22 protein-coding genes and 1 pseudogene are annotated in these 25399 nt (G+C 43.8%); 8 read left to right on the top strand and 15 right to left on the bottom strand.

What is annotated here, in order from left to right:
* Positions 1-4 precede the first annotated feature (4 nt).
* Together A9957_RS03345 and argC are read right to left on the bottom strand one after the other, a co-directional pair.
* Positions 5-469, bottom strand: coding sequence for a CBS domain-containing protein (locus A9957_RS03345; protein ID WP_096712689.1), 465 nt, complete (start codon positions 467-469; stop codon positions 5-7).
* Between the two features lie 19 nt (positions 470-488).
* Positions 489-1508: an N-acetyl-gamma-glutamyl-phosphate reductase gene (argC, locus tag A9957_RS03350; protein ID WP_292343187.1), complete on the bottom strand. Its 1020-nt coding sequence runs from the start codon at positions 1506-1508 to the stop codon at positions 489-491.
* Positions 1509-1570: 62 nt separating this feature from the next.
* On the opposite strand from argC, the gene A9957_RS03355 reads away from it, so the two are divergent.
* Complete coding sequence (locus tag A9957_RS03355) at positions 1571-1999, top strand: nucleoside 2-deoxyribosyltransferase (protein WP_105460897.1); 429 nt, start codon at positions 1571-1573, stop codon at positions 1997-1999.
* Positions 2000-2004: 5 nt separating this feature from the next.
* Here the strand turns inward: A9957_RS03355 and A9957_RS03360 are convergent, their stop codons facing one another.
* The 4 genes from A9957_RS03360 to acs all read right to left on the bottom strand — a co-directional run bounded on the left by A9957_RS03360 (position 2005) and on the right by acs (position 7107).
* The gene (locus A9957_RS03360; protein WP_105460898.1) at positions 2005-2598 is read right to left on the bottom strand and encodes a TIGR00296 family protein; all 594 of its coding nucleotides are present in this window, start codon (positions 2596-2598) and stop codon (positions 2005-2007) included.
* A 14-nt stretch (positions 2599-2612) separates the two neighbouring features.
* Positions 2613-3857, bottom strand: a complete 1245-nt coding sequence (locus A9957_RS03365; protein ID WP_394328817.1) for a phosphoglycerate kinase — start codon at positions 3855-3857, stop codon at positions 2613-2615.
* A gap of 71 nt (positions 3858-3928) precedes the next feature.
* Positions 3929-4996 (bottom strand): phosphotransacetylase family protein, encoded by a 1068-nt coding sequence (locus tag A9957_RS03370; protein WP_096712684.1) that lies wholly within the window; start codon positions 4994-4996, stop codon positions 3929-3931.
* 17 nt (positions 4997-5013) lie between these two features.
* The gene (gene acs / locus A9957_RS03375) at positions 5014-7107 is read right to left on the bottom strand and encodes an acetate--CoA ligase alpha subunit (protein WP_292343189.1); all 2094 of its coding nucleotides are present in this window, start codon (positions 7105-7107) and stop codon (positions 5014-5016) included.
* Positions 7108-7224: 117 nt separating this feature from the next.
* Between acs and A9957_RS03380 the strand changes: the two genes are divergently transcribed.
* Both A9957_RS03380 and A9957_RS03385 read left to right on the top strand, forming a co-directional pair.
* On the top strand, positions 7225-7791 hold the full coding sequence (locus A9957_RS03380; protein WP_096712682.1) for a flavodoxin family protein: 567 nt from the start codon (positions 7225-7227) through the stop codon (positions 7789-7791).
* 49 nt (positions 7792-7840) lie between these two features.
* On the top strand, positions 7841-9583 hold the full coding sequence (locus tag A9957_RS03385) for a chloride channel protein (RefSeq protein ID WP_292343190.1): 1743 nt from the start codon (positions 7841-7843) through the stop codon (positions 9581-9583).
* Here the strand turns inward: A9957_RS03385 and A9957_RS03390 are convergent.
* The 3 genes from A9957_RS03390 to cgi121 all read right to left on the bottom strand — a co-directional run bounded on the left by A9957_RS03390 (position 9564) and on the right by cgi121 (position 12546).
* Positions 9564-10859, bottom strand: coding sequence for a tRNA (N(6)-L-threonylcarbamoyladenosine(37)-C(2))-methylthiotransferase (locus A9957_RS03390; protein WP_367121729.1), 1296 nt, complete (start codon positions 10857-10859; stop codon positions 9564-9566). The two genes, A9957_RS03385 and A9957_RS03390, sit on opposite strands and share 20 nt — an antisense overlap.
* A 15-nt stretch (positions 10860-10874) precedes the next feature.
* Positions 10875-11963, bottom strand: a complete 1089-nt coding sequence (glpX, locus tag A9957_RS03395; RefSeq protein ID WP_292343191.1) for a class II fructose-bisphosphatase — start codon at positions 11961-11963, stop codon at positions 10875-10877.
* A gap of 73 nt (positions 11964-12036) precedes the next feature.
* Positions 12037-12546 (bottom strand): KEOPS complex subunit Cgi121, encoded by a 510-nt coding sequence (gene cgi121 / locus A9957_RS03400; protein ID WP_096712678.1) that lies wholly within the window; start codon positions 12544-12546, stop codon positions 12037-12039.
* Between the two features lie 175 nt (positions 12547-12721).
* Here cgi121 and thrC point away from each other — a divergent pair, with 175 nt between their 5' ends.
* Complete coding sequence (thrC, locus tag A9957_RS03405; protein WP_096712677.1) at positions 12722-13924, top strand: threonine synthase; 1203 nt, start codon at positions 12722-12724, stop codon at positions 13922-13924.
* 12 nt (positions 13925-13936) lie between these two features.
* Positions 13937-16822 (top strand): leucine--tRNA ligase, encoded by a 2886-nt coding sequence (gene leuS, locus A9957_RS03410; RefSeq protein WP_292343192.1) that lies wholly within the window; start codon positions 13937-13939, stop codon positions 16820-16822.
* A 32-nt stretch (positions 16823-16854) separates the two neighbouring features.
* Here the strand turns inward: leuS and A9957_RS03415 are convergent, their stop codons facing one another.
* Positions 16855-17460 (bottom strand): hypothetical protein, encoded by a 606-nt coding sequence (locus A9957_RS03415; protein ID WP_096712675.1) that lies wholly within the window; start codon positions 17458-17460, stop codon positions 16855-16857.
* Positions 17461-17641: 181 nt separating this feature from the next.
* Here A9957_RS03415 and A9957_RS03420 point away from each other — a divergent pair, with 181 nt between their 5' ends.
* From A9957_RS03420 to A9957_RS03430, 3 genes are read left to right on the top strand one after another with little or no spacing between them, the layout of a single operon-like run.
* Entirely contained in the window at positions 17642-18151 is a 510-nt protein-coding gene (locus A9957_RS03420) for an ArsR family transcriptional regulator (protein WP_096712674.1), read from the top strand.
* On the top strand, positions 18148-18936 hold the full coding sequence (locus A9957_RS03425; protein WP_096712673.1) for a winged helix-turn-helix transcriptional regulator: 789 nt from the start codon (positions 18148-18150) through the stop codon (positions 18934-18936). The genes A9957_RS03420 and A9957_RS03425 overlap by 4 nt, the downstream gene beginning before the upstream one ends.
* A 9-nt stretch (positions 18937-18945) precedes the next feature.
* Positions 18946-19479, top strand: a complete 534-nt coding sequence (locus tag A9957_RS03430; RefSeq protein ID WP_292343193.1) for a metallophosphoesterase — start codon at positions 18946-18948, stop codon at positions 19477-19479.
* Here the strand turns inward: A9957_RS03430 and A9957_RS03435 are convergent.
* The 5 genes and pseudogenes from A9957_RS03435 to mtbB all read right to left on the bottom strand — a co-directional run bounded on the left by A9957_RS03435 (position 19476) and on the right by mtbB (position 25397).
* Positions 19476-19718 carry a hypothetical protein gene (locus A9957_RS03435; RefSeq protein ID WP_129598432.1) on the bottom strand — a complete coding sequence of 81 codons (243 nt, stop codon included), beginning with the start codon at positions 19716-19718 and terminating at the stop codon, positions 19476-19478. The genes A9957_RS03430 and A9957_RS03435 overlap by 4 nt on opposite strands.
* 74 nt (positions 19719-19792) lie before the next feature.
* Positions 19793-20359 (bottom strand): RPA family protein, encoded by a 567-nt coding sequence (locus tag A9957_RS03440; RefSeq protein ID WP_096712671.1) that lies wholly within the window; start codon positions 20357-20359, stop codon positions 19793-19795.
* Positions 20360-21910, bottom strand: coding sequence for a replication protein A (locus A9957_RS03445; protein ID WP_096712670.1), 1551 nt, complete (start codon positions 21908-21910; stop codon positions 20360-20362).
* 94 nt (positions 21911-22004) lie between these two features.
* Positions 22005-23888: a cation:proton antiporter gene (locus A9957_RS03450; protein WP_292343195.1), complete on the bottom strand. Its 1884-nt coding sequence runs from the start codon at positions 23886-23888 to the stop codon at positions 22005-22007.
* Between the two features lie 105 nt (positions 23889-23993).
* Positions 23994-25397: pseudogene (gene mtbB / locus A9957_RS03455) on the bottom strand ([dimethylamine--corrinoid protein] Co-methyltransferase).
* Positions 25398-25399 lie beyond the last annotated feature (2 nt).

The raw sequence follows: 25399 nt of genomic DNA on the forward strand, positions 1-25399 counted from the left end.
AACCTCACAGACTACCCAGACCCCTGATGATATCTCCTCTGGTGATTATCCCTGTAAGTTTATCATTTTCAACCACCGGCAGGCGGTTTATCTTGTGTCTGGACATCAGGTGGGAAGCATCCTCAATTGAATCTTCAGGAGAGACAGTGAATACACCGGTGCGCATTATTTTGCGAACCGGCATTGAACCTACATCTGAAAGCATTTTTTTGGTATCTTCCCAGCTGATAAATTCCCGGATAGGGATTTCTATCACCTCAAAGGGACTGGGGAGCCAGAAGTCACCATGTTCGGGAGTTTCCAGCAGAGCCAGTAAGTCAACCTCTGAAAGTATACCTACAATCTTGCCGTTGTCCACTACAGGCATACCACTTATGTCATTATCCTTCAACGACCTGGCAGCATCACTCACATTGTCATCTGGGCTGCAATAAATCACATCACTGTTCATAATTTCTTTTACAAGCATAAATCAACCTCCAAATAAATCAGGGCGCAAGGCCCGCATTCCATAGACCATCGGTTTCCCTGAAACCACACATGAGATTCATGTTCTGTATAGCCTGTCCTGAAGCTCCTTTTACGAGATTATCAATTGCCGAGATAACTACAAGCCTGTTACTGTTTGCGTCAATCTCAAAACCAATATCACAGAAATTGGAACCACGTACATTACCCAGCGCAGGTATATCATCGACCATTCTTACAAAGGGACAGTCGGAGTAAAAAGAATCATATAACTGCCGGATATCTTCTTCTGAACACTCTTCATTAAGAAAGAGGTGAGCTGTAGTTAATATCCCGCGGATAGCAGGGATTATGTGGGGAGTGAAATTAACACTATCAAGGCCGCCAAGGGCATTCAATTCCTGCCAGATCTCCGCCCGGTGGCGATGGGTTGTGAGCTTGTAGGGCTGGATGTTTTCCGCCATGTTGGGGTAATGGGATGCCTGGCTTGGATTCACACCGGCGCCTGTTATGCCGGATTTGGAATCAAAAACTGCAATATCTGCAAGCCCTGCATTAACAACAGGAGCAGCTGCCAGGGTGGCTCCTGTGGGATAACAACCCGGATTGGAAACAAAGGTTTCCCCCTTTACCTCGGGATGCAGCTCCACCAAGCCAAATACTACCTTACGGGGGTCATGGTGTTTAATGCCATAGACCTTTTCAAATTCTTCCACATCCAGACGATAATCCGCACTCAAATCCACAATAAGCAGGTCACTGTCAATAAGTTGAGGTACAATATCCATAGCACTGCCATGAGGCACTGCCAGAAATACCACATCACACCTCTGCTTTACAGCAACAGGATCAAGTTCTTCAAATTCAAGATCCGTCAAACCTGCCAGATGGGCATGTTTTTTGGATACATTTTGTCCGGCAAGTTTTCTTGAAGTTGCCATTTCAAGATTTACATGGGGATGATTGAGAAGAAGGCGCATCAATTCTCCCCCAGTATAGCCGGAGGCACCGATTATGCCTGCATTAACCTTATCTTTCATGTTTTAGTGTTATGTTTTACCACTAATTAAAGTTATTACCATACAGGCAGGCAAGGGAAACAATGAATTACAAAAAAATATACCTGGCAGGCCCTCTTTTTTCCGAGGCTGAGAAGAATTTCAATGAACAACTCACAGAGAAAATCGAAAGTGCAGGATATGACGTATTCCTGCCACAGAGGGATTCAACAGATACGAAAAATATGCGCAAAGAACAGGATGCTGCAGAATTGTTCCGGAGAAATTCAGAAGCTATAGACAGAGCCGATCTTGTAATTGCTATACTGGATGGAGGCAGCGATGTGGATTCCGGTACAGCCTGGGAAATCGGCTATGCTTATGCTAAAAATATCCCGGTAATGGGGATGAGGACTGATTTTCGTACACTTGGAATCGAAGGTACGGTCAACCTGATGATAGAAAAAACCCTAATTAAACTAGTGTATTCAACCGATAAACTACTTACAGAACTTGAAAATATGAAAAGATAAGCAGTTTAGAACTGCTTTTCCACAACTTGCCCCTCAGGGGATTCTTCAGAAAAGACCTGTCCTTCAAACCAGTATACTTCAGCGCCTGTAAGCCATGCGTCCGGTGAAAGTCCGGCTTTTATGCAGGTGTGATTCAAAAAATCCACAGCATTAAATCCCTGCTCAGGGGCCACCTGTGGCAGAAGTAAACCCTGATAGAAACCCTGTTTGACTATAAGCCCATGCCTGCCTATCTCTATAAGACCGGGCAAATCTGCAGCAGCCGCATCAATCTTTTCAGGCGGGGTCAGTACAGTAACTTCGACCGTGATTACAGACATCTCCTGTAGCTTTACAGGAGGAAAACGCGGATCCCTTGTTGATGCTGAGATGGCAGAATCAACAATTGCATCCTTCAGGGATGAATCTGGATAGGGATGACCAATACAGCCTCTCAAATCTCCTTCCATGGAGAGGGTTACGAAAACGCCGCGCTCTTCTTCAAAGACCGGAGAGAGGGACATAGAATCCGGATTCAGCTTAGTACCGCTCTCAAGAAATTCAGTGATAGTATTGCGGGCAAGGTTTACCGCCATCTTGCCTTCATCCAGGCCAAGCATAATATTACCTCCACTCAATCGTGTTTAGATATTATGACAGCAGCTTTTTTAAGGGCTTCGATTGCGGGTAGGGGAGTGCCTGCAAGATAGTCGATGCATGAGCCGCCTCCTGTACTTATGTGGGATAAACTGTGATCGAACCCCATATTCCGCACCTCGGCAGAAATATGCCCGCCTCCTGCAATGGAATAATCGGCTTCTGTGGCAGCTTTTACAATCTCATAGGTCCCCAGTTCAAATCCATCCTGTTCGGAAACCCCGGCTGGTCCATTGAGAATTACAGTGCCTGCTTGACTGATTTCCCTGGAATAAGCAACAATCGTTTCAATTCCTATGTCATTGATTGGGAGTACTGAATCCCCGACTTCTTCGACCGATACTTCGATCCTGCTGCCGTTATCATTCAATGCTACATCTATGGGTAAACCCACTTTTCCGTCAAAATCGTCAAGAATTTTCTTTGCCCTGTCTATCTGTTCAAGGTAGCCCTGGGATTCAATGAAATCCTTATTTGCTTTCCCGATATCAAAACCTGATGCAGCCAGCATTACATTTGCAACAACACCTGTCACAAGTACGCGGTCAGCACCACCATTTGAAAGTACATTTTCAGCAACCTTAAGGGAATCGTCAACCTTGGCACCACCCAGTACAAAAATACAGGGTCTTCCCCCTCCCTTTATTCCCATGTCCAGAGAGGTAATCTCTTTTTCCATTAAACGGCCTGCACCACAGGGAAGGAGATGTGTAAAACCCATTAAAGAAAGATGAGAACGATGGGATACTGCAAAAGCATCATTCAAAAAGATGTCCGCAAGGGGAGCCAGATTTTTCACCATATGTGTGCTTGCATGCTCTTTGGCAGATCGTGAAATGGTTTCCTCAGAATAGAAACGTACATTTTCGAGCAAAAGCACATCCCCTTTTTCCATTGCTGCAATCCTTGAACGGGCATGAGAGCCGAAAATATCATCTACGTATTCCACTTCCCTGCCCAGATAGTGACTTAGTCTTTTTGCATGGGGTTGCATTGTTGTGAAATCACTTTTTCCCGCCCGACTTTGATGGGCAAGCAATACTACCCGTGAATCTTCAAGATCCTTTATTGTGGGAATGTGGCTGCTTATCCTCAGGTCATCCAGAATACTGCCCTCGGGGTCCATCGGGGTATTGATATCGACTCGCACCAGAATTGTTTTGTCGTCAACATCAAAATCATCAATCGTGAAATAATCCTTGTCCTGCACGGTATCCATCACCAGTCAACCTTTCCATTAACATAGGCTACTTCAGCCAAGCCCCTATATACATATCCATATTATATATGTTCTTATAAACCTGCTGAATCCAGTATAGAGTCAACATCCACATTCTCTTCAATCAGTCTAACGATTGTTTCAATCTTGGTCTTCTGCTGAATCCGGGCATGTCCGATTAGATTCTCCATTCTTTCTATCGTGGAAAGAGTGTCACCCTTTACAAGTACAACAACCACGCCTGCTTCATCAGCACTTCCAAGTACAGCTTCGCTGGGCCGGAGATTGCCCGTCAGGATCAATGCCCTTGCCCCGGCCTCTATAGCCGCCATCTGTATATCCGCGCGGTCCCCCCCAGTCACTACTACACTGTTTGGTGTGCGCCTGAAATACTTGATCGCTGAATTAACTTCCATAGCACCCACAAGATAATGTTCAACAAGTTTACCCATTTCCTGTGCACCCGTCAGGACATCCCCTCTCAAATCTTCCACAATTTCTGCTATAGAAACCGCTCCAAGTGTATGATCGCGGGGAATTACACCAAATACCTTCACCCCTTTCTTTTCAAGGAAGGGTACGACCATATCCCTTACCATTCCTAATTTGTCTTCTTCAACTTCATTGAGAATGATACCTGAAAGCATATTCCTGTCATCTATCAATTCAATGTCACAGAGAATCCGGTCCACTGCACTAACCGAATCAAAACGGGTAATCAGCAGGATCTTACTATCCAGTATGGAAGCTACCTGGGGATCTGACAAATTGTACATGGCACCACTACCGATACCTCCTTCACCCTCTATGAGAACCATATCTTTACTCCTGGAAACTTCTGAATAAGCCTGTTTCAGGGTTTCTTCCAGGTGTTTTTCCACTCCCAGCAGAGCATCATTGATAAGATTCTCGGTAAGCATAATCGGAGTGATGCAACTGCGGGGGGTCTCAAGAGACAGCAGATTCCGCATTTGTTCTGCATCCTCATCGGAGAGAACACCATCAACATCAACCAGCAGGTTACCCACCGGTTTCATGTAGCCCACACTTTTTCCACGCTCTTTAAGAATCAAGCCAAAGCCACTGCATATCGAACTTTTACCAGAATAATTTTCAGAAGAACTTACAAGTATTGAAGCCATACAAACCCTCCCTTTTATCAATTTGATTCTTTCAATGTAAGACGCATATCCATAGCAAAACAACCTTCATCTTCTGGAAGGACCATCAACGGATTTATTTCAAACTCAAGGACCTGCGGGAAATCTTCCACAAGTCTGGAAACACGCACAAGGACATCCGCCACCGCATCCACATCATATGCTTTTTCTCCCCTTACACCTGTAAGTAAAGGATAGGAACGGATGGAAGAAATCATTGAGTGAGCATCCTTTTCATTGAGTGGGGCAAGCCTGAAAGATACATCTTTAAGGACCTCTACATATGTCCCACCCAGCCCGAACATAAGAAGCGGGCCGAACTGCACATCCCTGTTCATACCGATTATCACTTCCCGGCCACCTTCAATCATTCTCTGCAATTGTACACCTGTAATTCTTGCAGAAGGCATGTAGCGACCTACATCCGACATCATTGTATGATAGGCACGCCTGACATCATCTTTATTCATCAGTGAAAGCCGGATACCTCCAACATCGGTCTTGTGTGAAATGTCAGGAGACAGGACTTTCATAACTACAGGGTAACCAATCCTTTCACTTTCCTCCACCGCTTCTTCCACAGTGGAAGCCTTCCCGGTTTCCACAACTGGAATACCATAAGCTTTCAGAAGATCAAATGATTCAAGCCCCAGGATTTTTTTATCCTTTGCTGCTGCTTCATCGAGCAGTGCAGATGCCATTTTCCTGTCCGAATGAACCGGTTTGGGTAAAGGATAAGTTAAACTTCGCCTTTCCCCATAATCACACAGGGCACCCATACTGGCAACTGCTCTTTCAGGGAAGGTGTAATTGGGTACTCCCCCTGCTACAAGAATTGAATTGCCTTCCATAACCCGTGTACCTCCTACAAAACTGCAAAGTACCGGTTTATCAGAATTTTCCATTTTTTGAATTACAATCCTGGCGATGCTTGTCACATCAGTCATAGCCTGGGGAGAAGTCAACAGGATTACACCATCCACATTTGGATCTTTTAACACAATTTCAAGGGCATCACCGTAGAGTTTTGCACTTGCATCCCCCAATACATCCACAGGATTGTAGAAACTGGCAGCATCCGGCAGAAACTCACGTAAGCCTTCAATTGTTTCACCAGATAAAGAAGCCAGCTCCAGACCTTCATAATAACATGCATCCGCCGTGAGAATACCCAGACCACCTGCGTTTGTGAGTATGGCAATTCGCCTGCCTGCAGGGATTGGCTGGGTTGAAAATGCCCTTATGTAATCCAGCATATCTTCCAGCGTATCCGCACGAATCACACCGGCTTTATCAAAAGCGGCATTATAGGCCTGATCAGAGCCGGCAAGAGTACCTGTATGGGATGATACTGCCCGGGAACCGGCAGCTGTACGTCCTGATTTGACCAAAACCACAGGTTTTTTCCTGGAAACATCCCTGGCAATTTCAATGAATTGTGACCCATTTTTGATACCTTCCAGATAGGCTGCAATAACCGAGGTCGACGGATCGTCCCGGAATTCGGCCAGAAATTCGTTTTCCCCCAGATCAGCCTTATTCCCAAGGCTTACAAATTTGGAAAACCCCATTCCATTGGCTTCTGCCCAATCAAGGGTAGAAGTACATATGGCACCGGACTGTGACATCATTGCAATATTGCCCTCATATGCCATCGATGCAGCAAAAGAGGCGTTCAGACCTGCAACCGGGTCCATGATTCCCAGACAGTTGGGACCTACCATGTGCATTCCGTATTCCTTACAAATCTCCAGGGACCTGCGTTCAAGTTTAGCTCCCTCAATACCTGCCTCCTTGAACCCCGCAGAGATTACCACCACGTATTTCACACCTGCCTTTCCACATTCTTCCAGTGTAGGAGGCACTACTTTTGCAGGTACGACTACAACAGCAAGGTCCACTTCATCGGCCACATCAAGGATGGAAGCATAGCATGTAAGGCCCTCTATCATTTCCTCACCGGGATTGACAGGGTAGATATTTCCTCTGAAATCCTTTACAAGGTTGGAAAGGACAGCATTTCCCACTTTACCCTTTTTCCTTGATGCACCGATCACAGCCACTGAATCAGGATTAAAAAGACTGGATAACATGATTATTCCCGGCTCCCTCTTTACAATAAGGAGAAGGGCCTATGATTAATAAATTTATACCAAAGTCACCCAAAAGCTAATATCAACATAAACCTATACGAGCAGTCAGGTGATCTTATGAAAATTCTGGGCATATCAGGCAGTCCTAAAAAGAACGGAAACAGTGAACAAATGATAAACAGAGTCCTCGCCATGGCTGAAAAAAGAGAATTTAACACTGAGAAGGTATTCCTCTCAGGGATGGAAGTCAAACCCTGTATTGCATGCGGCAATTGCAGGGAAAGCGAGGAATGTCCTATCAATGACGATATGGAAAAGATCTATCCAAAACTGGATGAAGCGGATGCAATTATCGTGGCTTCCCCGGTCTATTTCGGAAGTCCCACTGCCCAGCTGAAGGCCCTATTTGACAGAAGCGTCCTGCTCAGGAGACATAATTTCAAGCTCAGCGATAAGATTGGTGCAGGTATTGCTATTGGTGGCTCCAGAAATGGGGGACAGGAAAAGACCATACAGGTAATCCAGGACTGGATGCATATTCATGGAATGGTTGTTGTGGGAGATGGCGGACATTTCGGCGGCATTGTCAAGAAGCCATTCAGCGAGGATGAGACAGGCACCAAGACACTGGACGATACTATTGAAAAGGTGTGTGACTTACTCGAAATGATGAAGAAAACATAAATAAGGAGTCCTTTCCTTATTACTTTCTTATTTATGAAGGCGACCTTTTTTGAATAACCTCAAAAACGAGTTACAGGATCGGTATTATACCGAAGGGTTCATTTCTAATTTCCTTGCCATAATAATAGGAATAATAACAGCCCTGGTTTTTGTGGCCTATGATCAGGTTACCTATTACTTTACAACCCTTTTTTTCAACACTCCGAATAATAGCCTGCCCATATATATCATCCTCCTCCCTGCTGCCGGAGGATTATGCGTTGGCCTTATATCCTATAAATTTATGAAAAAAAGTAGGTGTGGAGTTGCAGAGATTGTAGAGGCAACAGCTCTTCAGGGAGGGAAGATAAAGAGCAAATTTGCTTTTTATGAAGTATTCCTTTCAATGATCTCAATATGCACAGGAGGATCGGTGGGCAAAGAAGCTCCCGGTATACTTGCGGGAACCGGAGTAGGAGCTACGGTCGCCAACCTGCTGAAAAGTCCGGACAACCGTTTCAGGACATTGATTGCCTGTGGGGCTTCTGGAGGAATTGCAGCGGCATTTCATGCCCCTCTTGCTGGAGTGGTTTTTGTAGTAGAGGTAATTCTCGGAGAATTACAGACCAGGACACTTATACCGGTAGTTCTTTCTTCAGTATTTTCTACTCTTGTAACTGACATCATTTTTGGAATTCAGCCCATACAGGTTTCCTACTACGGGATGGAGAGCCCGTTCCGCGAGCCAGTACTCTACATTATTATGGGTCTACTTGCAGGCATTGTGGCTGCAATATTCATAAAGTGTACATATCTCACCCAGGATTCCTTTGAAAAACTCCCGATAAAACCCTATTTAAAACCAGCCCTTGGCGGACTTGTTGTCGGATGTATCGGTTATTTCTATCCCCAGATATTCGGAATCGGTTACGATGTCATCAAACAATCCCTCAACAACGAACTTGCCATGCAAATGTTGTTGATATTGCTTGTCCTGAAAATAGTGGCATTTGCCTTCACTGTTGGTTCAGGGGGTTCAGGGGGAGCGATCGTACCAGCCCTTTTTGCGGGTTCCATGCTGGGAGGGGGTTTTGGAAAACTGGTGAATTATATTTTTCCTCTGTCCACAGCACCTGCGGGAGCATATGCCCTTGTAGGGATGGGGGCAGTTTTTGCGGGAGTTGTACATGCACCCCTGACTGCCATGCTTATCCTTTTTGAATTGACCCGTGATTACAGCCTTATCCTGCCCCTTATGTTGACCTGTGTAATCAGCAATGTAATATCAACTCACCTTCATGAAGAGTCGATATATACAGAATTGCTCAGGAGAAGAGGACACGTTATCAGAGCCGGTACCGAGGTAAATGTGATGGAATCGCTAACTGTAAGGGATAATATGGTAAGAGATGTTTTATTTCTTAATGTAAAAGACACAGCTGCCAATCTTCTTAATCTGATGCATAAAAGCAAACATGCAGGTTTTCCTGTACTTGACAATCAGGGAAAACTTGCAGGAATTGTTACCCTCCATGATATGCGCGACAAAGTAAAGCAAGGAGAACTGGAAAAACCGATCACCCAAATAATGAGTAAAAATGTTGTTACTGCGTATCCTGATGAATCCCTTGATATCGTACTCAAAAGACTGGCAGCCCATGATGTGGGCAGATTACCTGTTGTCTCCCGAAAGGACAGAATTACCCTGATAGGAATAATAACCCGCAGTGATATCGTGAAATCCTATGACCGGGAGATCGTTAAAAGAATGCAAACAGGTGAAAATGATAATCTTAAACCGGATGGCCGATAAAGTAACCCGGGGTTGCTTCATCTATCTTCAGCCTGCAACGTTGACCGGGACTAAATTCACCTGATTCAGGGATCACAACAGGTTTATAAGAAGCAGTGCGGGACATCAATCCTTTTACCTTTGCCTGTTGTGAGATGAATACATCAACTTCTTTTCCTACCATATCTTCCTTTTTTCCGAGTTTGATTTGATTACAGAGCCGATGGAGTTTGCCCGAGCGCTCCACAACAATACGTGTATCTATATTTCTGAATTGCAATGCTTCAGTGTGCGGTCTGGGTGTGTAACGTGAAATATTTACCTTATCGGGGCGATAGGTTCGAATCCAGTCCAGTGTAAGTTCGAAATCCTCTTCATCCTCCCCCGGAAAACCCACAATAATATCTGTGAAAAGGGTACTTTCAGGAAATGTATCCCTGAATTTTTCGACGATGAAATTTGCCTGTTCCATTGTATGTTTGCGCCTCATCTTCTCAAGCACTTTGTCCGACGCTGACTGGATGGGCAGGTGTAAAACTTTGTAGACCTTTTCACTGGAATAAGCCTGTAACAACTCATCCAGTATCCCGAGAGTGGAAGTCGGATTCATCATACCCACACGTAGCCTGAAATCTCCGGGAATTGCAGTAATCCTCTCAAGCAGGGCAGGCAAATTAATTCCTTTATCCAAACCATACTGAGCATTGTCCTGAGATGTTAGCCAGATCTCACTGCAGCCCTCGTAAACAGCCTGCTCGATGTCTGTAACGATTGAATCGGCATCAAAGGAGTAAAGGGGACCCCTGGCAAGTGTAACAATACAATAGGAACAACGGTTATTGCAACCCTGTGATATCTGGCAGATATGGATATTCGGACTCGACCTGTTGCGGGGTACATTGAGTAAACCTTCAGGAGAATCATCAAAGACACTCATGGGCCTCAGTGAAAGTCCCCCCAGCCTTTCATGAACCCGGTTGAGAATTACTCCGAGCTTAAGAAGGGAATTCATGCCCAGGACATGAACCTCGGGATTATTTTCTAATATTTCGTCCATTTGGACCTGAGGCATGCAACCTGTAACAATTACTTCCCTGCCCTGAAGGCCCCATTCCTTGATCTTGTGCAATATCTTCTGCTCTGTAGTATCCTTGACTGTACAGGTGTTGCATATGATCACATCAGCTTCTCTTTCAGATACAAGCCTGTGGCCCAGCTCCACCGCTTTAGCCTCAAGGATCTCGGAAGAGGACTGGTTGGCCGTACAGCCAAAGGTTGCTATATGTATATTTAACAGAACAAAATCTCCATATTATAGCCTGAGAGGCGTATTTTCCTTATCATGTATATAAACAGAATCTGAAAATTTGACAACACCGGAACTACCCATTGATATACTATGTACCCTTGCGTCCCCATAACCAAAAAGGTTGGTGCCTTTGAGGAAATGCCCGGAGGTCACACCAGTTGCAGCAAAGATTACATCTTTACCGGGTACAAGTTTTTCAGTGTCAAGAACATCATTCATGTTGTCTTCGTTTATGCCCATCTTTTTAAGCCGGGGCATCTTTTCCTCTACCTCCCGTGCAATTACATCATCGGGTTTGCGATTGGCAACTGAAGGTAAAACCAGGCGTGCAAGCACCTTACCACCCAGGATCTTCATTGCAGAGGCTGTAAGTACAGCTTCGCCCGAGCCACCCGAACCCATTACCACATGGATACCTGAGCCACGTATAGCCGTTGATACGCCGGGCATAAGATCACCGTCGGAAACCAGATTTACCCTGGCACCGGTTTTCCGGATTTCCTCGATTTTATCCTTATGACGCTCACGGTCCAGAATCACAACCACAAGTTCCTCTACACTGCGGTTTAAAGCACGGGCCACTATCTCAAGATTGTCAATTACCGGGGCGTCCAGATCAATTTCTTCCCCGGGATGTTCGCGTTCATACTTTACGACTTGTGGACCTACCACGATTTTATCCATATAGACATCTGGACCGTGGAACAAACCATCGGGTTCGGACATGGCCATAACTGAGATGGAACCCGGTACACCGTCTGCACATAGATTGGTACCCTCCAGCGGATCAACTGCAATATTTACCTTAAGGTCACCTTTACCTGTACCGACTTCTTCACCAATATAGAGCATTGGTGCTTCATCCCTTTCACCTTCACCGATCTGGATGACACCACTGATATCCAGGCAATTAAGCATCCTGCGCATTGCTTCCACCGATACCTGATCGGCATAATTCTTGTCACCCCTGCCTATCTGATGGGCAGCAGCAATAGCAGCAGCTTCTGTGACATGGATCAGTTTGGGGAGTAAGGCACTTTCTATCGGACCGGCATTTTTCATAATATTCTCTGCAGTCTTCGGGTGTGGCATTAATAATCCTCTCATTTGATAGATATATAGATGAATAATCTGTATGTACTTATTAATAAGTTTACCAATGGACTTATTTCAGGATGTCCACCAGTGACACTCGCTCCAGCACGATGTCAGGTATCCGCGATACACCGATTGCATCTGTCTCTGCAGAACCGATTCTGAAATGAGCCCTTACAGCCTCTTCCTTTTGGACTGAATAACCGACCACTTCAATCCTGGAGACCATTGAATCAAGTGCAGGTAAAACAGCATCTACATTATTTTTTTCACCCAGGACAAGAAAAACAACAGAAATATCCCCTTCCTTCATACCCATAGAAAAAGCTTCAACAATCTGTCGTTTTCCGGAAGCATACCGGAGAATTTCAACCCCCAGGTCCCGGGCCACATTGCTGCCGGAATCGAATGCTTTTCTGGCTTTTTTTATTGCAAGTTCGATATGGGCCCTACCTGCTATTTTGCCTGCATCCATTGCCTGTATGGTAACATCATGTTCATCTGCAATATCATTCAGTTTTTGCAAAAAAGCATTCAAGTCATCAACAAAAAGAGTACCCTGAACAGTCTTCCAGTACATGGTGGATAGGTGGGGCTTCCCTACAATAAAGATAACGGTGGTCTTTCAACAGATTTAATAACAATTACATAATAGAAGGGGTCAGGCGCCATTTCCGAGTACTTTATTTATATTGGAATTGATTAGGTTATAAGATTCACCCTATTAAAACTTTAAAACTATCAGGAGAACTCCAATGTACTATTTAAAATGCATCGAATGCGGTAAGGAATATCCTAAAACAGAGGTCCTGTATACCTGTGAATGCGGCGGTTTGCTTGATGTAATTTATGATTATTCTCAGATTGATATTAAAAGGGAAGATTTAGAGGGAATTGCACTTTCTGTATGGAAATATGCAAAACTTCTTCCTGTTGACAGAAAACCTATAACAATACAGGAAGGTGGCACACCTCTCTATAAATGTGACAGGTTAGCCGAAAAGATTGGTGTCAGGGAACTATATGTCAAACATGAAGGCATGAATCCTACCGGTTCCTTCAAGGACAGAGGTATGACCGTAGGTGTCAGCAAAGCCCTGGAATTAGGGATGAAAACAATTGCCTGTGCATCTACAGGTAATACTTCCGCAGCCCTTTCCATCTACGGTGCAAAAGCGGCAGTTCCTGCTGTTGTACTGTTACCGGAAGGGAAAGTTGCACTGGGCAAGGTTGCGCAGGCCCTGATGCATGGCGCAAAGGTGCTTAGCATACGCGGCAATTTCGATGATGCTCTGGAACTTGTAAGAGAACTCTGCGATGAGGAAAAGATCTACCTTTTAAACTCCATTAATCCCTACAGGCTGGAAGGACAGAAAACAATAGGTTTTGAAATCGCAGACCAGCTGGATTTCCAAATGCCTGACCGGCTGGTACTTCCGGTAGGTAATGCAGGCAACATTACTGCCATCCATAAAGGCTTCAAAGAATTCAAGAAACTGGGAATTACAGATAAAGTCCCACAGATGATGGGAATACAGACTGAAGGTTCTTGCCCAATAGTAAAAGCCGTAAGGGAAGGAAAAACTGATATTACCCCTGAAAAGAATCCCGAAACTATCGCAACAGCAATCCGGATAGGGAATCCGGTTAATGCCAGAAAGGCCCTTATAGCAATTTCCGAATCAAATGGTGGTGCGGAAAGTGTTACTGACGATGAATTGGTGGAAGCCCAGATAGACCTGGCACAACTTGAAGGAATCGGCGTTGAACCTGCAAGTGCCACCTCTGTTGCCGGTCTGAAAAAACTTGTAGAGACCGGAGTAATAGGTGCAAATGAATCCGTGGTCTGCGTGACTACAGGACATCTTCTCAAGGACCCGGAAGAAGTAATATCCGTTGCACCAAAACCCATTGTAGTTGATGCCACAATGGAGGCTATCAGAAAGGTCCTGTACTGAGGGGAAATGAATATGGAGCAGAACTACAAACCTGCCATCATTGAAAAAAAGTGGCAAAATATATGGTCTCAGGACAAAGTTTTCGAGGCCGAACCTGACAGCCGGAATAAATATTTCATAACTGTTCCCTACCCATATCTCAATGGGAATCTGCATGCAGGCCATACCAGGACATTCACCATCGGGGACGTTATTGCAAGGCACAAGAGGATGCAGGGATACAATGTACTCTACCCGATGGGATTCCACGTAACCGGTACGCCCATTGTAGGACTTGCTGAACTAATCGCCAACAGGGAACCCCAGACGATGGAAGTCTATTCTAAGTTCCATGGCATTCCGAAGAATATCCTTGAAGGACTTGATTCTCCGGAAAAAATCGTGGAATATTTCAGTGTGGAAGCAGAAAAAGCCATGCGATCCATTGGATATTCCATTGATTGGAGAAGAAAGTTCACCACGACCGATGAAACATATAAAAAATTCATCGAATGGCAATACAATCTGCTTTACGAAAAGGGACTGATTGTAAAAGGTTCACACCCTGTCAAATGGTGCCCCAATGATGACAATCCTGTGGAAGACCATGACATCCTCAGGGGAGAAGAAGCCACTATCGTGGATTATACCCTGATCAAATTCACCTACGATGGCATGGTATTACCCTGTGCTACCCTGCGGCCGGAAACCACATTCGGGGTCACCAACCTCTGGATAAACCCTGATGTGGAATATGTCAAGGCGAAAGTGAAAACCGACGAGTATGAAGAGACCTGGATTGTAAGTGAAGAAGCATACAACAAACTTACCTACACAGATCGTAGAGTCGAACTCATAGGGAAAATAAGTGGCCTGGACATCATCGGAATAAAGGCCAAAAACCCATTGACAGACTCGGAAGTCATCACCCTTCCGGCATCTTTTGTCAGGGGAGGGAACGGAAGCGGAGTTGTTATGAGTGTGCCCGCACATGCACCTTATGATTATCTGGCCCTGAAGGACCTTTATGATAGAGACCTTTCAGAATACGGTATTACAGAAAATCTCCAGAACATCCAGCTCATACCCCTTATCGATGTTCCTGAATACGGAGAGTATCCGGCAGTTGAAGCGGTGGAGGAATTTGGAGTACAGGACCAGGATGATCCAAAAGCCGAATCTGCAACAAAAATGGTCTATCGGCGGGAATTCCACGGAGGTACCCTGAAAGAAAATACCGGGAAATATGCAGGCATGAAGGTCTCAAAGATAAAAGATCTTCTTACACAGGATTTGATCGATGAGAAAATCGGCGAGATATTCTATGAATTCAGTGAACCTGTGGTCTGCCGGTGTGGAACCCCATGTGTAGTAAACATGGTTAAGGGCCAGTGGTTCCTCAATTATTCCAATCCGGAATGGAAGGATAAAGTATACCGCTGCATAGAAAATATGGATATAATCCCCGAAGAACTGAGGGTGGAGTTCAATAATAAAGTTGACTGGCTTAAAGACAAAGCCTGCGCCCGTAAAAAAGGCCTCGGAACACGCCTGCCCTTTGATAAGGACTGGTTGATCGAATCCCTGGGAGATTCCACGGTATACATGTCCTACTACATAGTTGCAAAGTTTCTCTCTGAAGATATTAAGACCGAGCAACTGGTGCCCGAACTCTTTGATTATGTGCTTCTTGGAAAGGGAAGGGTGCAGGATGCAGCAGAAAAAAGTGGAATTGATATCTCTGTAATTGAAAGCATGCGAAAGGATTTCAATTACTGGTATCCCGTCAATCTCAGATCCTCAGGAAAAGACCTGATACCCAACCACCTCCTGTTCTTCCTTTTCCATCATGTTGCGATATTCAAAGAAGAGAACTGGCCTCGTGCCATTGCAATCAATGGTTTTGTATCTCTAGAAGGACAGAAAATGAGTAAGTCCAAGGGACCACTGCTAACACTCAGTGAGGCAGTGAAAGATTATGGTGCGGATATTTCCAGGATGTATATCCTGTCCAGTGCCGAACAGACACAGGATGCAGACTGGAAGAACAGTGGCATCGAGTCCGCCAGGAGACAGGTCGACAGGTTCTACCATTTTGCAAAAGATACTATCGATACCAAATGTACCTCTGGAACCTACAGGGAAAAACAATTGATAGACAGGTGGATACAGAGCCGCTTGCAGCAGCGTATCAGTGAAACAAACGAGGCCCTTAAAGGTATACGCACCCGGCAGGCCCTACAGAATTCTTTCTTCCTGCTTCTTAATGATGTGAAATGGTATCAGAGAAGAGGAGGAAAGACCCTCCAGTATGATATACTCGATACATGGGTGCGCCTGATGGCACCTTTCACTCCCCACATATGTGAGGAAATCTGGAGTGAAATGGAAGAAACGCAAGGTTATGTGTCCCTGCAAAAATATCCTGAGTATGACCCACAACTTATCGACAGGGATGCCGAAGCCGGCGAAGAGCTGATCAGCAACACTTTTTCAGATGTTGAGGAAATAATAAAAGTCACCGGTATAAAGCCGCAAAAACTTGTCCTCTATACAGCCTCCCAATGGAAATCAGAAGCTTTTAAGCAGGCTCTTGAACTCCAGCAACAGGGAAATCTCAACCCGGGAATTCTCATAAAGAATCTCATGCAGGATCCCGAAATGAGACCTTACGGTAAAGAAATACCCAAGTTTGCAAAGAAAGTTGTTGATGACATAAAGGCCATGAAAGAAGAGAAATTCGAGATGGTATACGGTTTCAACCTGGACGAAAAAGAAACGCTGCAAGAAGCAATAAGTTTCTTTGAAAAGGAAATTGGTTGTGAAGTGCAGATAGCCAGGGAAGGTGAAGAGACGTATGATCCCGAAAAGAAAGCCCGCTTTGCAGCACCAATGAGACCGGCTATTTATATTGAATGAAGGGGATTATACCTTTCTTTTTTACCTTTTTTTTAAGTTGCCAGTTTTGTTTGTTTAGTCTTGGGTACAAGGCCTTCCAGATTCATAAGCGCCTTGAGCACCGGCAGGAGGACTATACCTACATACCGGAGATTATCATTATCTTTCCCGCTTATTTCATAAGCAGGGTCAACCGAGGGAATGGATATCCGGGTAATAGAATTGCGCAGGATCTTGATGTCTTTTTCAGGTATTTCTATGATAGGATTGCCCTTTTGCACTGCATCCATGATCGTATTTTCATGAAAACCCATCGATTTTAACTCTGCCCTGAAAACCGGCCTTTCCAACAGAGAAGAAAATACATAGATTGCTACATAGATGCGTTTGGATGCAGGAACATCCTTCAGATGATGACCTATAAGAGAATAAATATTATCTTCTTCTTTCTCAGCATTATCTGGAAGTTTATAGGTCTTTGATGGAGGCACCTCTATTTCATCAAGTTTTTTCAGATCTCTCAGTGCCCTCAAATAACCGGTCATGATCAAACGATGCTCATCAATACCTTCTGATTTGAGGTCTCTCGTGATGCCACTGATCGAAAGCTGTCGGTTATCAAGCAACCTGAATATTTTAGAATACAGTGCCTCTGTCATAATACCTGAACAGTATTGTTAACAGGATTGAATAAATGTAACGGTATAAATGTACAAGGAAAAAACTGCGATAAGTATCAACACAAATACTACAACACATTTATTAATCTTAAGACCATATTAGTATAGCTGTATTAACCTTTTCTAAATCGAATCAATTACCTACATATGAGGTTTTGTGATGCCCAGGAGAACCCGAATAATAAACGACCCATCTGAAATGGTACCCCTCCTACAAACATTCAGATCAAAGGAGCATAAACATGTCTTTAACGCACTCAGTTCAGAGTGGATGACAAAAGGCCAGCTTGACGAAAAAATGGGAATTGACACAGAGGAAAGTATCGATATACTCCAGAAATGCGGGTTACTGGAAAGCCAGTGGCGCATGCCCAAACCTGGAAAAAAACCGGATAAGGAATATCACTCATCGTATTCAAAAGTACAGGCGAATTTCCAGTGTTCTTTTGACGACCTCAGTGAAATAATTACTTTAACATTCACTCCTTACGAAGAGATAAAAGATCTGATAGGAGAACTTGAAAAGGAAGTAGAAAGTGGCAACCATTCTATGAGTGCTCTTACACGTAAGCTCAACAGAAGTGCATTATACATAAGATCCCTTGCAAGAAGAGCAAATGGGTTAACGGTTATGGGCCAGAGATTGAAAATAAATGAGGAAAAGAAATGATTGACATTCTCCAGAGTAAAAGCGGCATTACCAAATTCCAGATACTTATCGAAGTTGCCGCCCATCAACCCAATGTCAGACAGAAAGAAATAGCAGAGAAAGTCGGAGTAACCCCCCAGGCAGTTTCAGAATATATCAAGGAACTTACATCTGAAGGATATATTTATTCTGATGGGAGGGTACGTTACAGAATTACAAAAAATGGAGTAGAATGGGTCCTGGAAAATGCTGCTGACATGAAAAGATATGCCAAATTCGTAATGAGTGATATCATAAGCCATGTATCTACCTGGACTGCTATTGCCGATGAAAATCTGGATAAAGGCGAAGAGGTCTATCTTCATATGAGAAACGGTCTGCTATATGTTGACACTAAAGAAGAAGCAGATGCCCGGGGTGTCACCGTATCTGATGCAGAAGAAGGAGAAGATGTAGGTGTCACCAACCTTACCGGGATGATCGATCTGGAAACGGCAAGTATTACAGTCTGCAAGATTCCCCGCAGCGAAAGACAGGGGTCCAGAAATGTAGATTTGGGACGATTGAAAAAACTCACCGAATCAAAGGACTATATAGCGGTGATTGGAGTTGAATCGCTCGTGGCACTCAAAAAAATTGGAAGTCAACCCGATGTTATGTATGGGGCCAAGGAATCGGTCGTAGAAGCTGCATTCCATGGGCTTTCATCCCTTGTGCTTGCAATCGATGAGCAGGTCCCGACTATAATGAGTAAACTTGAAATGGAAAACCTGGAATACGAACTTGTAGACCTGAGTCTCCATTAAGGTAAAAACATGAAGATACTAGTTATTTCAGATACACATCTCAAAAGTGGAGAATTTCCTCCTGATTTGAAAACCCTGATTGACAGATATGACATGGTAATACATGCAGGGGATTTTACTACACTAGAATGTTATAAGGCTTTCAACGATACAGGGAAACTCAAATCAGTATATGGAAATTCTGATACATACGAGTTAAAAGAGATTCTTCCCGAAACCCTGCAACTTGACATTGACGGCATAAGGGTCGGCGTGGTCCACGAAGCCGCCCTATCAATAAACGATACAACTGCCCTGCGCTACAAAGCCCTTGAAATGGGTGTTAATGTGCTTATATTCGGCCATATTCACAGCCCAATCCTGGAAAAAACAGATGTACTGGTATTGTGTCCCGGCTCTCCGACATCGCCCCGCATGTCAGACCCTATGGCCGCCGAACTAAATATTGAAAACGGTGAAGTAAAAGCAAGATTTATAGAAATTAAAGGAAAGTCCTGTGGATTTGTCGGATTTTCAAGAGAACTAGAAAAAGCGGACAATTAATCCGTTTCCTTTTTCCCATCAATCGTTTCTATTTTAAATATAACTCCAAGCCCATTGAGGCTCAGGTGTACTTTATCCCCAAACTGGAGGATTTCCTCAACATGAACATTATTGCCCCATTCATAGACATAGTCATAATATCCCTGAATTGGTTTAAACCCCAGAGACAGAAGGCGACGGTTAACTTCAGAGGGACTGGCACCTTCACTGTTAAACCACACCAGCAGATAAGTTTTCACAAATATCACCCGAATAAAAATAGATTTACTCATTTATTATACTTATGCAAAAAAAGGTGTGCATAAAGCACACATCAAATCTGTTCTTTCAGGGATTTCAAAGCATCCAGTACCATGGATGAATAACTTCCCTTATCGGTGTTGTAATGTTCTTTAGCACGAGTCACATATGTATCCGAACCATCCAGATCATTTAATCTGTTAATTGTCTGAATAGCAGTATCAACAACCCACATATCCCGTGTGTTACCATCAACTATGCTTATGGATTCAGGTCTTATGGAAGTAATAGTGTCCCCATCAGGAGTCTCATAAACACTGGGTTTGCCTGCAACAGCTACAAATGCGGGAGTTTCACATTCTGACAACAGTTGTGCTGCTTCCGGTTGATACTGACCTGCATATATTGTGAAGGTACCTGTAGGATCTGTAACCCGACCTCTCCAGTATTCCGCTTCATTGCCTATATTTTCCTTCTCGATAAGAGTCCCTACAATAAAAAGGCGATTTACCCTGGCCCCGGTTGGTGTTAACAGATACTGAGGAGAATAAACATCGTCACCTTCCCTGAATGAGAGATCCGAATTCCTAAACTCTTTTGCAAACATTCTTTTTGCTACTTCACGTACATAGGTAGACATTCAGGCCACCTCCAGATCTGCAATAAGCTCATCAACCTTTTCCATATCAACAGTGGATAATGGTTCAATGGATTTTGCTATTAAGTAACGATCAGCAAGCGATCCTTCCACACAATAATATTTTCCCACAAGGTCCTCACGCATTTTACTTACCACTACCGTTTGATCAAGGGCATCTGCTGCAAGATTAATTGCTTCCTCAAGAGTGATACCGGTCAATTCTTCGGTAATTTCCCTGTTCAGAAGAACATCCTGCACAGTTTCCCCATTATCAAGCACAGCTTTGATACGCAGGTCATAATTCCCATCAACCTTACCGTGCTCCATACAGGCTCCTTTTGTAAGTGCCCGGTTACATTCAGGACAGCGCTTAATAAGACCGGACCCATCCTGGATATCAATCATTGCACCCTGGAAACTATTAGCTCCCACTTCTATTTCTTCAGAGAGAGGTTCAATTGTAGTAGTACGGTTGAGAATTACCTCATAGCTTCCATTCCACTCATTGACAACAATGTTATTGAAACGATAAACATGTCCTTCTTCTACATCAGGCAGATCATCACGAGACCATTTGACGAATTTGATAGTACCGGATTCATCCCCAAGAATGCCAACCTGGGATATTGCATCATTTGAATTGTCCCATAATTGGACAACCTTGGCTTCAATGTTGGCCCACATGTTTTCCTGACGTAATTCTGAAAGTAAACGGTCTTCAGCCGACCCCTGGGGCTGGAAGGAGGTATCAATATCTTCTTCCAGAGGCTCAATGTTACTGGTGCGGTTTAGGGTAACTTCATACTTACCATTCCATTCATTGACAACCACGTTACTGAAAAGGTAAGATTTACCTTCTTCTACATCAGGCAGATCATCACGAGACCATTTGATGAATTTGATAGTACCGGATTCATCCCCAAGAATGCCAACCTGGGAAATTGCTTCATTGGAATTGTCCCATAACTGAACAACTTTGGCTTCAATGTTGGCCCACATATTTTCCTGATTCAGATCTGATACCTGACATTCTTCAGAAGCACCAGCCGAAGTTGAACCTGCATCAATATCTGTTGCAAGCGGTTCTATAGAACTGGTACGATTCAGGGTTAATTCCAGCTTACCATTCCATTCATTAACAACCACATTACTAAAACGGTATGATTTACCTTCTTCAACGTCAGGAAGATTATCCCTGGACCATTTGATAAATTTTATTCGACCTGTAGAGTCGCCTACGAGACCTACCTGGGAAATTGAACTGTTTGAATTATCCCATAATTGTAGTACTTTAATGTCGACATTTACCCATTGGTCTGCTTTCACATCCGCAATATTAGACATTGTTGCGGGTTTTGATTGGTTGAAAAATTCATTCTTGTTGACATTATACTGCTTAAGTAAAACATTTACAGTATTTTTTCGTGCCTCATTGGCAGGAACTTTGAACTTGTTAACAAGTTTATCTAGCCGTTCTTCAATCTCTTCCAGAGGAACTTCTATTCCCATATCCTTAAATTGGGTCTGTATACTCTTTGCAATATCTTCCATAAAATCACCTTGACCTCTTGTTTTTAATTCTAGAGAGGCAAAGACGAATATGGCGTTTGGGTATATATAGATGTTTGAAGTGGACTGAAAGTAATCAACGCTCAAAAAGGTCTGCAACCTTCTGTGCTGAATCGCCTTCACCAATTATAGTTACAATATCGTCATATTCAAGCACGACACTTCCATTGGCAATAAAGGATTTCTCACCTCTTCTAACCATAAGCAGAAGACTGCTTTCAGGCAAGTTAAGTTCCCTTATAGCTTTGCCTACAACTTTGGGATTACTTACATGTGCCTCTATGATGGCGGCCCCTTCCTCTACTTCACACATGGAGAACATATGAGGATGGCCGACCATATTATCCAGCACAAGAGCAGTTGTCATTGCAGGACTCATTGCTCTTATTTCAAGGTCCCAGAAAGCATGAAGATTTTCAATATTATTTACACGTGCAACGATCTGGTCCTTATCAAAACTAAATTTGGTCTTGGCAATCTGGCAAATCAAAAGATTAGTATTGTCCTCATCAGTAGTTGCAACCACATATTTAGCATGATCAATTCCTGCTTCCTTAAGGACATTAATATCTTCCGCATCACCATGCACAACTCTTATATCAGATTTCATCAATTTCTGGCAATTTTCTTCGGAAGGGTCTACAACCACTACATTTTCCCCTCTCTTTTCAAAACGCTCGGCGAGAATCTGTCCAACCTCACCGCCACCTACAACAAGTATCTCCATTGGAATCACTCCTAAGAACTTAGCTACACGATTGGCAAGGGAACCGGTCATTAAAACCGTAATGATGATGGTAATAAATATAAGTCCTACAAGGGCATCACCGCCTACCATCCCCATTGAATTTAACTTTACTGCAAAATAGGTTGCAATCGAAGCTGGAACCACGCCCCTTGGACCAACAAAGGAAACGAATAATTTCTCATTCCGATTAAAAGATGTACCCCTGGTAGAAAGAAATACAGAAATTGGCCTGGCTACAAAAATCAAAACCATTACAACCGCTACACCCACAAACCCTATCTGTATAATATAATCAAAACGCAATAATGCTGCAAGTAACAGGAAGATCAAAGACAACATCATCAATACAAGATCAGCCTTGAACTCTTTTAGTGCAGACTTATAGGGAACTTTGGATGAACCTACCATAATACCAAATATTGCAACGGCAAGAATTCCCGATTCATTGGCAAAAGATTCAGCAATCACAAAGGTGGCAATCACCATTGTAAAGGTAATGAACCGTACGGTTTGTTCAGTAAGAAGCATTTTGCCAAGGATATTTCGCAGCAAAAAGCCACTGGCCAGCCCTAAAATCAGTCCCATTCCTATTCGTTGTATGAGAAAACTGACAAGTTCCAAGCCGGAAAGAGGTGAGACAATCAATTCAAAAATAAGTGCCGCCAATATGACACTTGCAGCATCATTGAGAACACCTTCAAGTTCAAGTATCTTGCTAACTTTATGGGAAACATTGACATTCCTTACAAGTGGAGTTATTACAGTTGGACCGGTAGCTGTTACAAGTGCACCAAAAAGGGCAGCAATATTCAAAGGTAGTCCTGCAATATAGTAACTGGCAGCCGTGGCTAGTATAAATGTTATAACAACACCAAATATAACAAGTCTTAGTACACTTTTTTGGATACTACGTATAGAATGAAGGTCAATGTGAAGGCCACCTTCAAAAACAATGACAGACACACAAAGGGCAACAATTGCTGAGAGGCCTTCACCTAAAATCATGGGATCCAATATATTAAGAACTTCAGGACCTGCGATTATTCCTTCAATCAGAAGGAAAATCAATATAGGCATACGAAAACGCATACTCAGCAGATGAGCTATAATAGTCATAAGAAGCACAGCAAGTGCAATCTGTAAGAAATATATTGACTCCACCCTGTCATCTCCCAGTGAGGTTAATACAATAACCAGAAAAAAGGTTTTCATATATAAATCTTTTATGAAAAATATGAGTTCACAAAAGATCGTATTCTATTTAAAAAAAGAAGAAAGAAGTCCTATCTGCAAAAAGCAGACAGAACATTATTTTATTTATCCAGTGATATCCCTGAATTTATCGCAGCAGTTGATATCAATATCGAGAAGTTTCTCAATATTCATCTTGGATGCGATACCTTTGGCACATCCTGGCACGGATGTAAGTACACCAATATCAAGTTCTTCACGGATATCCCTCATGACATATTCGTCACTCAGGTCAAGTGCCTGTACACCGAGTTTCTTGGCAACATAATCCTTGGCTTCATTTATGCGCATGTTCTTGGAGAACTGCATCCTGGCAACAAGGTCACCTGCTGCACGCATACCTGTAAGACCGGAAGCCATGATGTGTGAGATTGGCATACCGATTGGGTCGCCAACTCCGATCTATATACCATCGACACCTGCAATCTCAACCATTGCCTTGCTGGCACGGGTTACTGCATCGATAGGTGGAGTCTCAAACATCGGGATACCACCGACACCCATACCCATATCAACATGACAGGGAATGTTTGAAGTTTCAACCGTAGCTTTGGTGAAGGTTACTGCACGGGCAAGGTTCCATGCGGAGGACTTGCTGGTGTTGGTGTTACAGACCGGACCGAACACGTTTGCACCTGCTTCTTCTGCAAGGGGTGCCTGCTCGTGTGGCCATAGACCTGCAAGAGCCTTACCTTCAAACTCAAGTTCACCGTGCATACCAAGAGTACATTCTCCGGCCATACCTGCTTCAATGTAGATGTTAGGGAATTCTTCCCGCAGTGCCTTGATAGAATAAAGGGAAGCATAAAAGTCACCATCTCCTGCTGCACCGATGGTATCGAAGTTGACACCGTCACAGCCTACTTTCTGCAGGTGCTGCATGATCCAGGTCATGTCACGGGTTGCATGGTCACCTGCATGCTCGATGGATTCACGGGCTTCGTTGATCTTGAAAGCCTTCAGGAGGTCACCAGGGTTTTCGAATGGACCATCTGGGGTGTAATAGAGACCAAGATTTGGCATTGCGCCGTAGAGAAGTGGAATCGTCATGTTTTCCTGGCAGACTTCCATTGCCTGCTGTTCCTGGGCAATAACCGGTTTGACTGGTTTGAAACTGTAGTCGATATGACCCAGTTCCATTGTGTCAGCACCAAAACCTCTCTCGTGCATCATACAGCCAACAAGACGGCTGGATGGAATTCCTACACCACTGTTACCCTGGTCACCATCGATCCTCAGAGTTCCAATGTCATGGGTAACCGGGATTTCCATACCTGGTTCGACACTGACTATACGGTTGGGATCCATAATGATATCTGCGAGCTTGTCGATTTCATCCCCGGAAAGTTCAGGAATGTTACCAAGGTCTGCTGCATCTGCAGTACCTTCCTGGAGGTCTGCAATGATCTGCTCCCTGGTCATGGAGATCCTTTCACCATCTCCCATTCTTAAGAAATATTCATTTGCCATAA

This window comes from Methanohalophilus sp. DAL1 (assembly GCF_001683555.1).
Lineage (GTDB): Archaea > Halobacteriota > Methanosarcinia > Methanosarcinales > Methanosarcinaceae > Methanohalophilus > Methanohalophilus euhalobius.

Bases quoted from the DNA above. Each gene is read 5' to 3' on its own strand.
- A9957_RS03440 (WP_096712671.1), bottom strand. From the start codon at position 20,359: ATGTCTACCTATGTACGTGAAGTAGCAAAAAGAATGTTTGCAAAAGAG.
- A9957_RS03415 (WP_096712675.1), bottom strand. From the start codon at position 17,460: ATGACAGAGGCACTGTATTCTAAAATATTCAGGTTGCTTGATAACCGA.
- cgi121 (WP_096712678.1), bottom strand. From the start codon at position 12,546: ATGTACTGGAAGACTGTTCAGGGTACTCTTTTTGTTGATGACTTGAAT.
- thrC (WP_096712677.1), top strand. From the start codon at position 12,722: ATGTACTATTTAAAATGCATCGAATGCGGTAAGGAATATCCTAAAACA.
- A9957_RS03355 (WP_105460897.1), top strand. From the start codon at position 1,571: ATGAATTACAAAAAAATATACCTGGCAGGCCCTCTTTTTTCCGAGGCT.
- A9957_RS03370 (WP_096712684.1), bottom strand. From the start codon at position 4,996: ATGGCTTCAATACTTGTAAGTTCTTCTGAAAATTATTCTGGTAAAAGT.
- A9957_RS03445 (WP_096712670.1), bottom strand. From the start codon at position 21,910: ATGGAAGATATTGCAAAGAGTATACAGACCCAATTTAAGGATATGGGA.
- glpX (WP_292343191.1), bottom strand. From the start codon at position 11,963: ATGCCACACCCGAAGACTGCAGAGAATATTATGAAAAATGCCGGTCCG.
- A9957_RS03450 (WP_292343195.1), bottom strand. From the start codon at position 23,888: ATGAAAACCTTTTTTCTGGTTATTGTATTAACCTCACTGGGAGATGAC.
- A9957_RS03430 (WP_292343193.1), top strand. From the start codon at position 18,946: ATGAAGATACTAGTTATTTCAGATACACATCTCAAAAGTGGAGAATTT.
- leuS (WP_292343192.1), top strand. From the start codon at position 13,937: ATGGAGCAGAACTACAAACCTGCCATCATTGAAAAAAAGTGGCAAAAT.
- A9957_RS03425 (WP_096712673.1), top strand. From the start codon at position 18,148: ATGATTGACATTCTCCAGAGTAAAAGCGGCATTACCAAATTCCAGATA.
- argC (WP_292343187.1), bottom strand. From the start codon at position 1,508: ATGAAAGATAAGGTTAATGCAGGCATAATCGGTGCCTCCGGCTATACT.
- acs (WP_292343189.1), bottom strand. From the start codon at position 7,107: ATGTTATCCAGTCTTTTTAATCCTGATTCAGTGGCTGTGATCGGTGCA.
- A9957_RS03380 (WP_096712682.1), top strand. From the start codon at position 7,225: ATGAAAATTCTGGGCATATCAGGCAGTCCTAAAAAGAACGGAAACAGT.
- A9957_RS03420 (WP_096712674.1), top strand. From the start codon at position 17,642: ATGCCCAGGAGAACCCGAATAATAAACGACCCATCTGAAATGGTACCC.
- A9957_RS03360 (WP_105460898.1), bottom strand. From the start codon at position 2,598: ATGCTTGGCCTGGATGAAGGCAAGATGGCGGTAAACCTTGCCCGCAAT.
- A9957_RS03345 (WP_096712689.1), bottom strand. From the start codon at position 469: ATGCTTGTAAAAGAAATTATGAACAGTGATGTGATTTATTGCAGCCCA.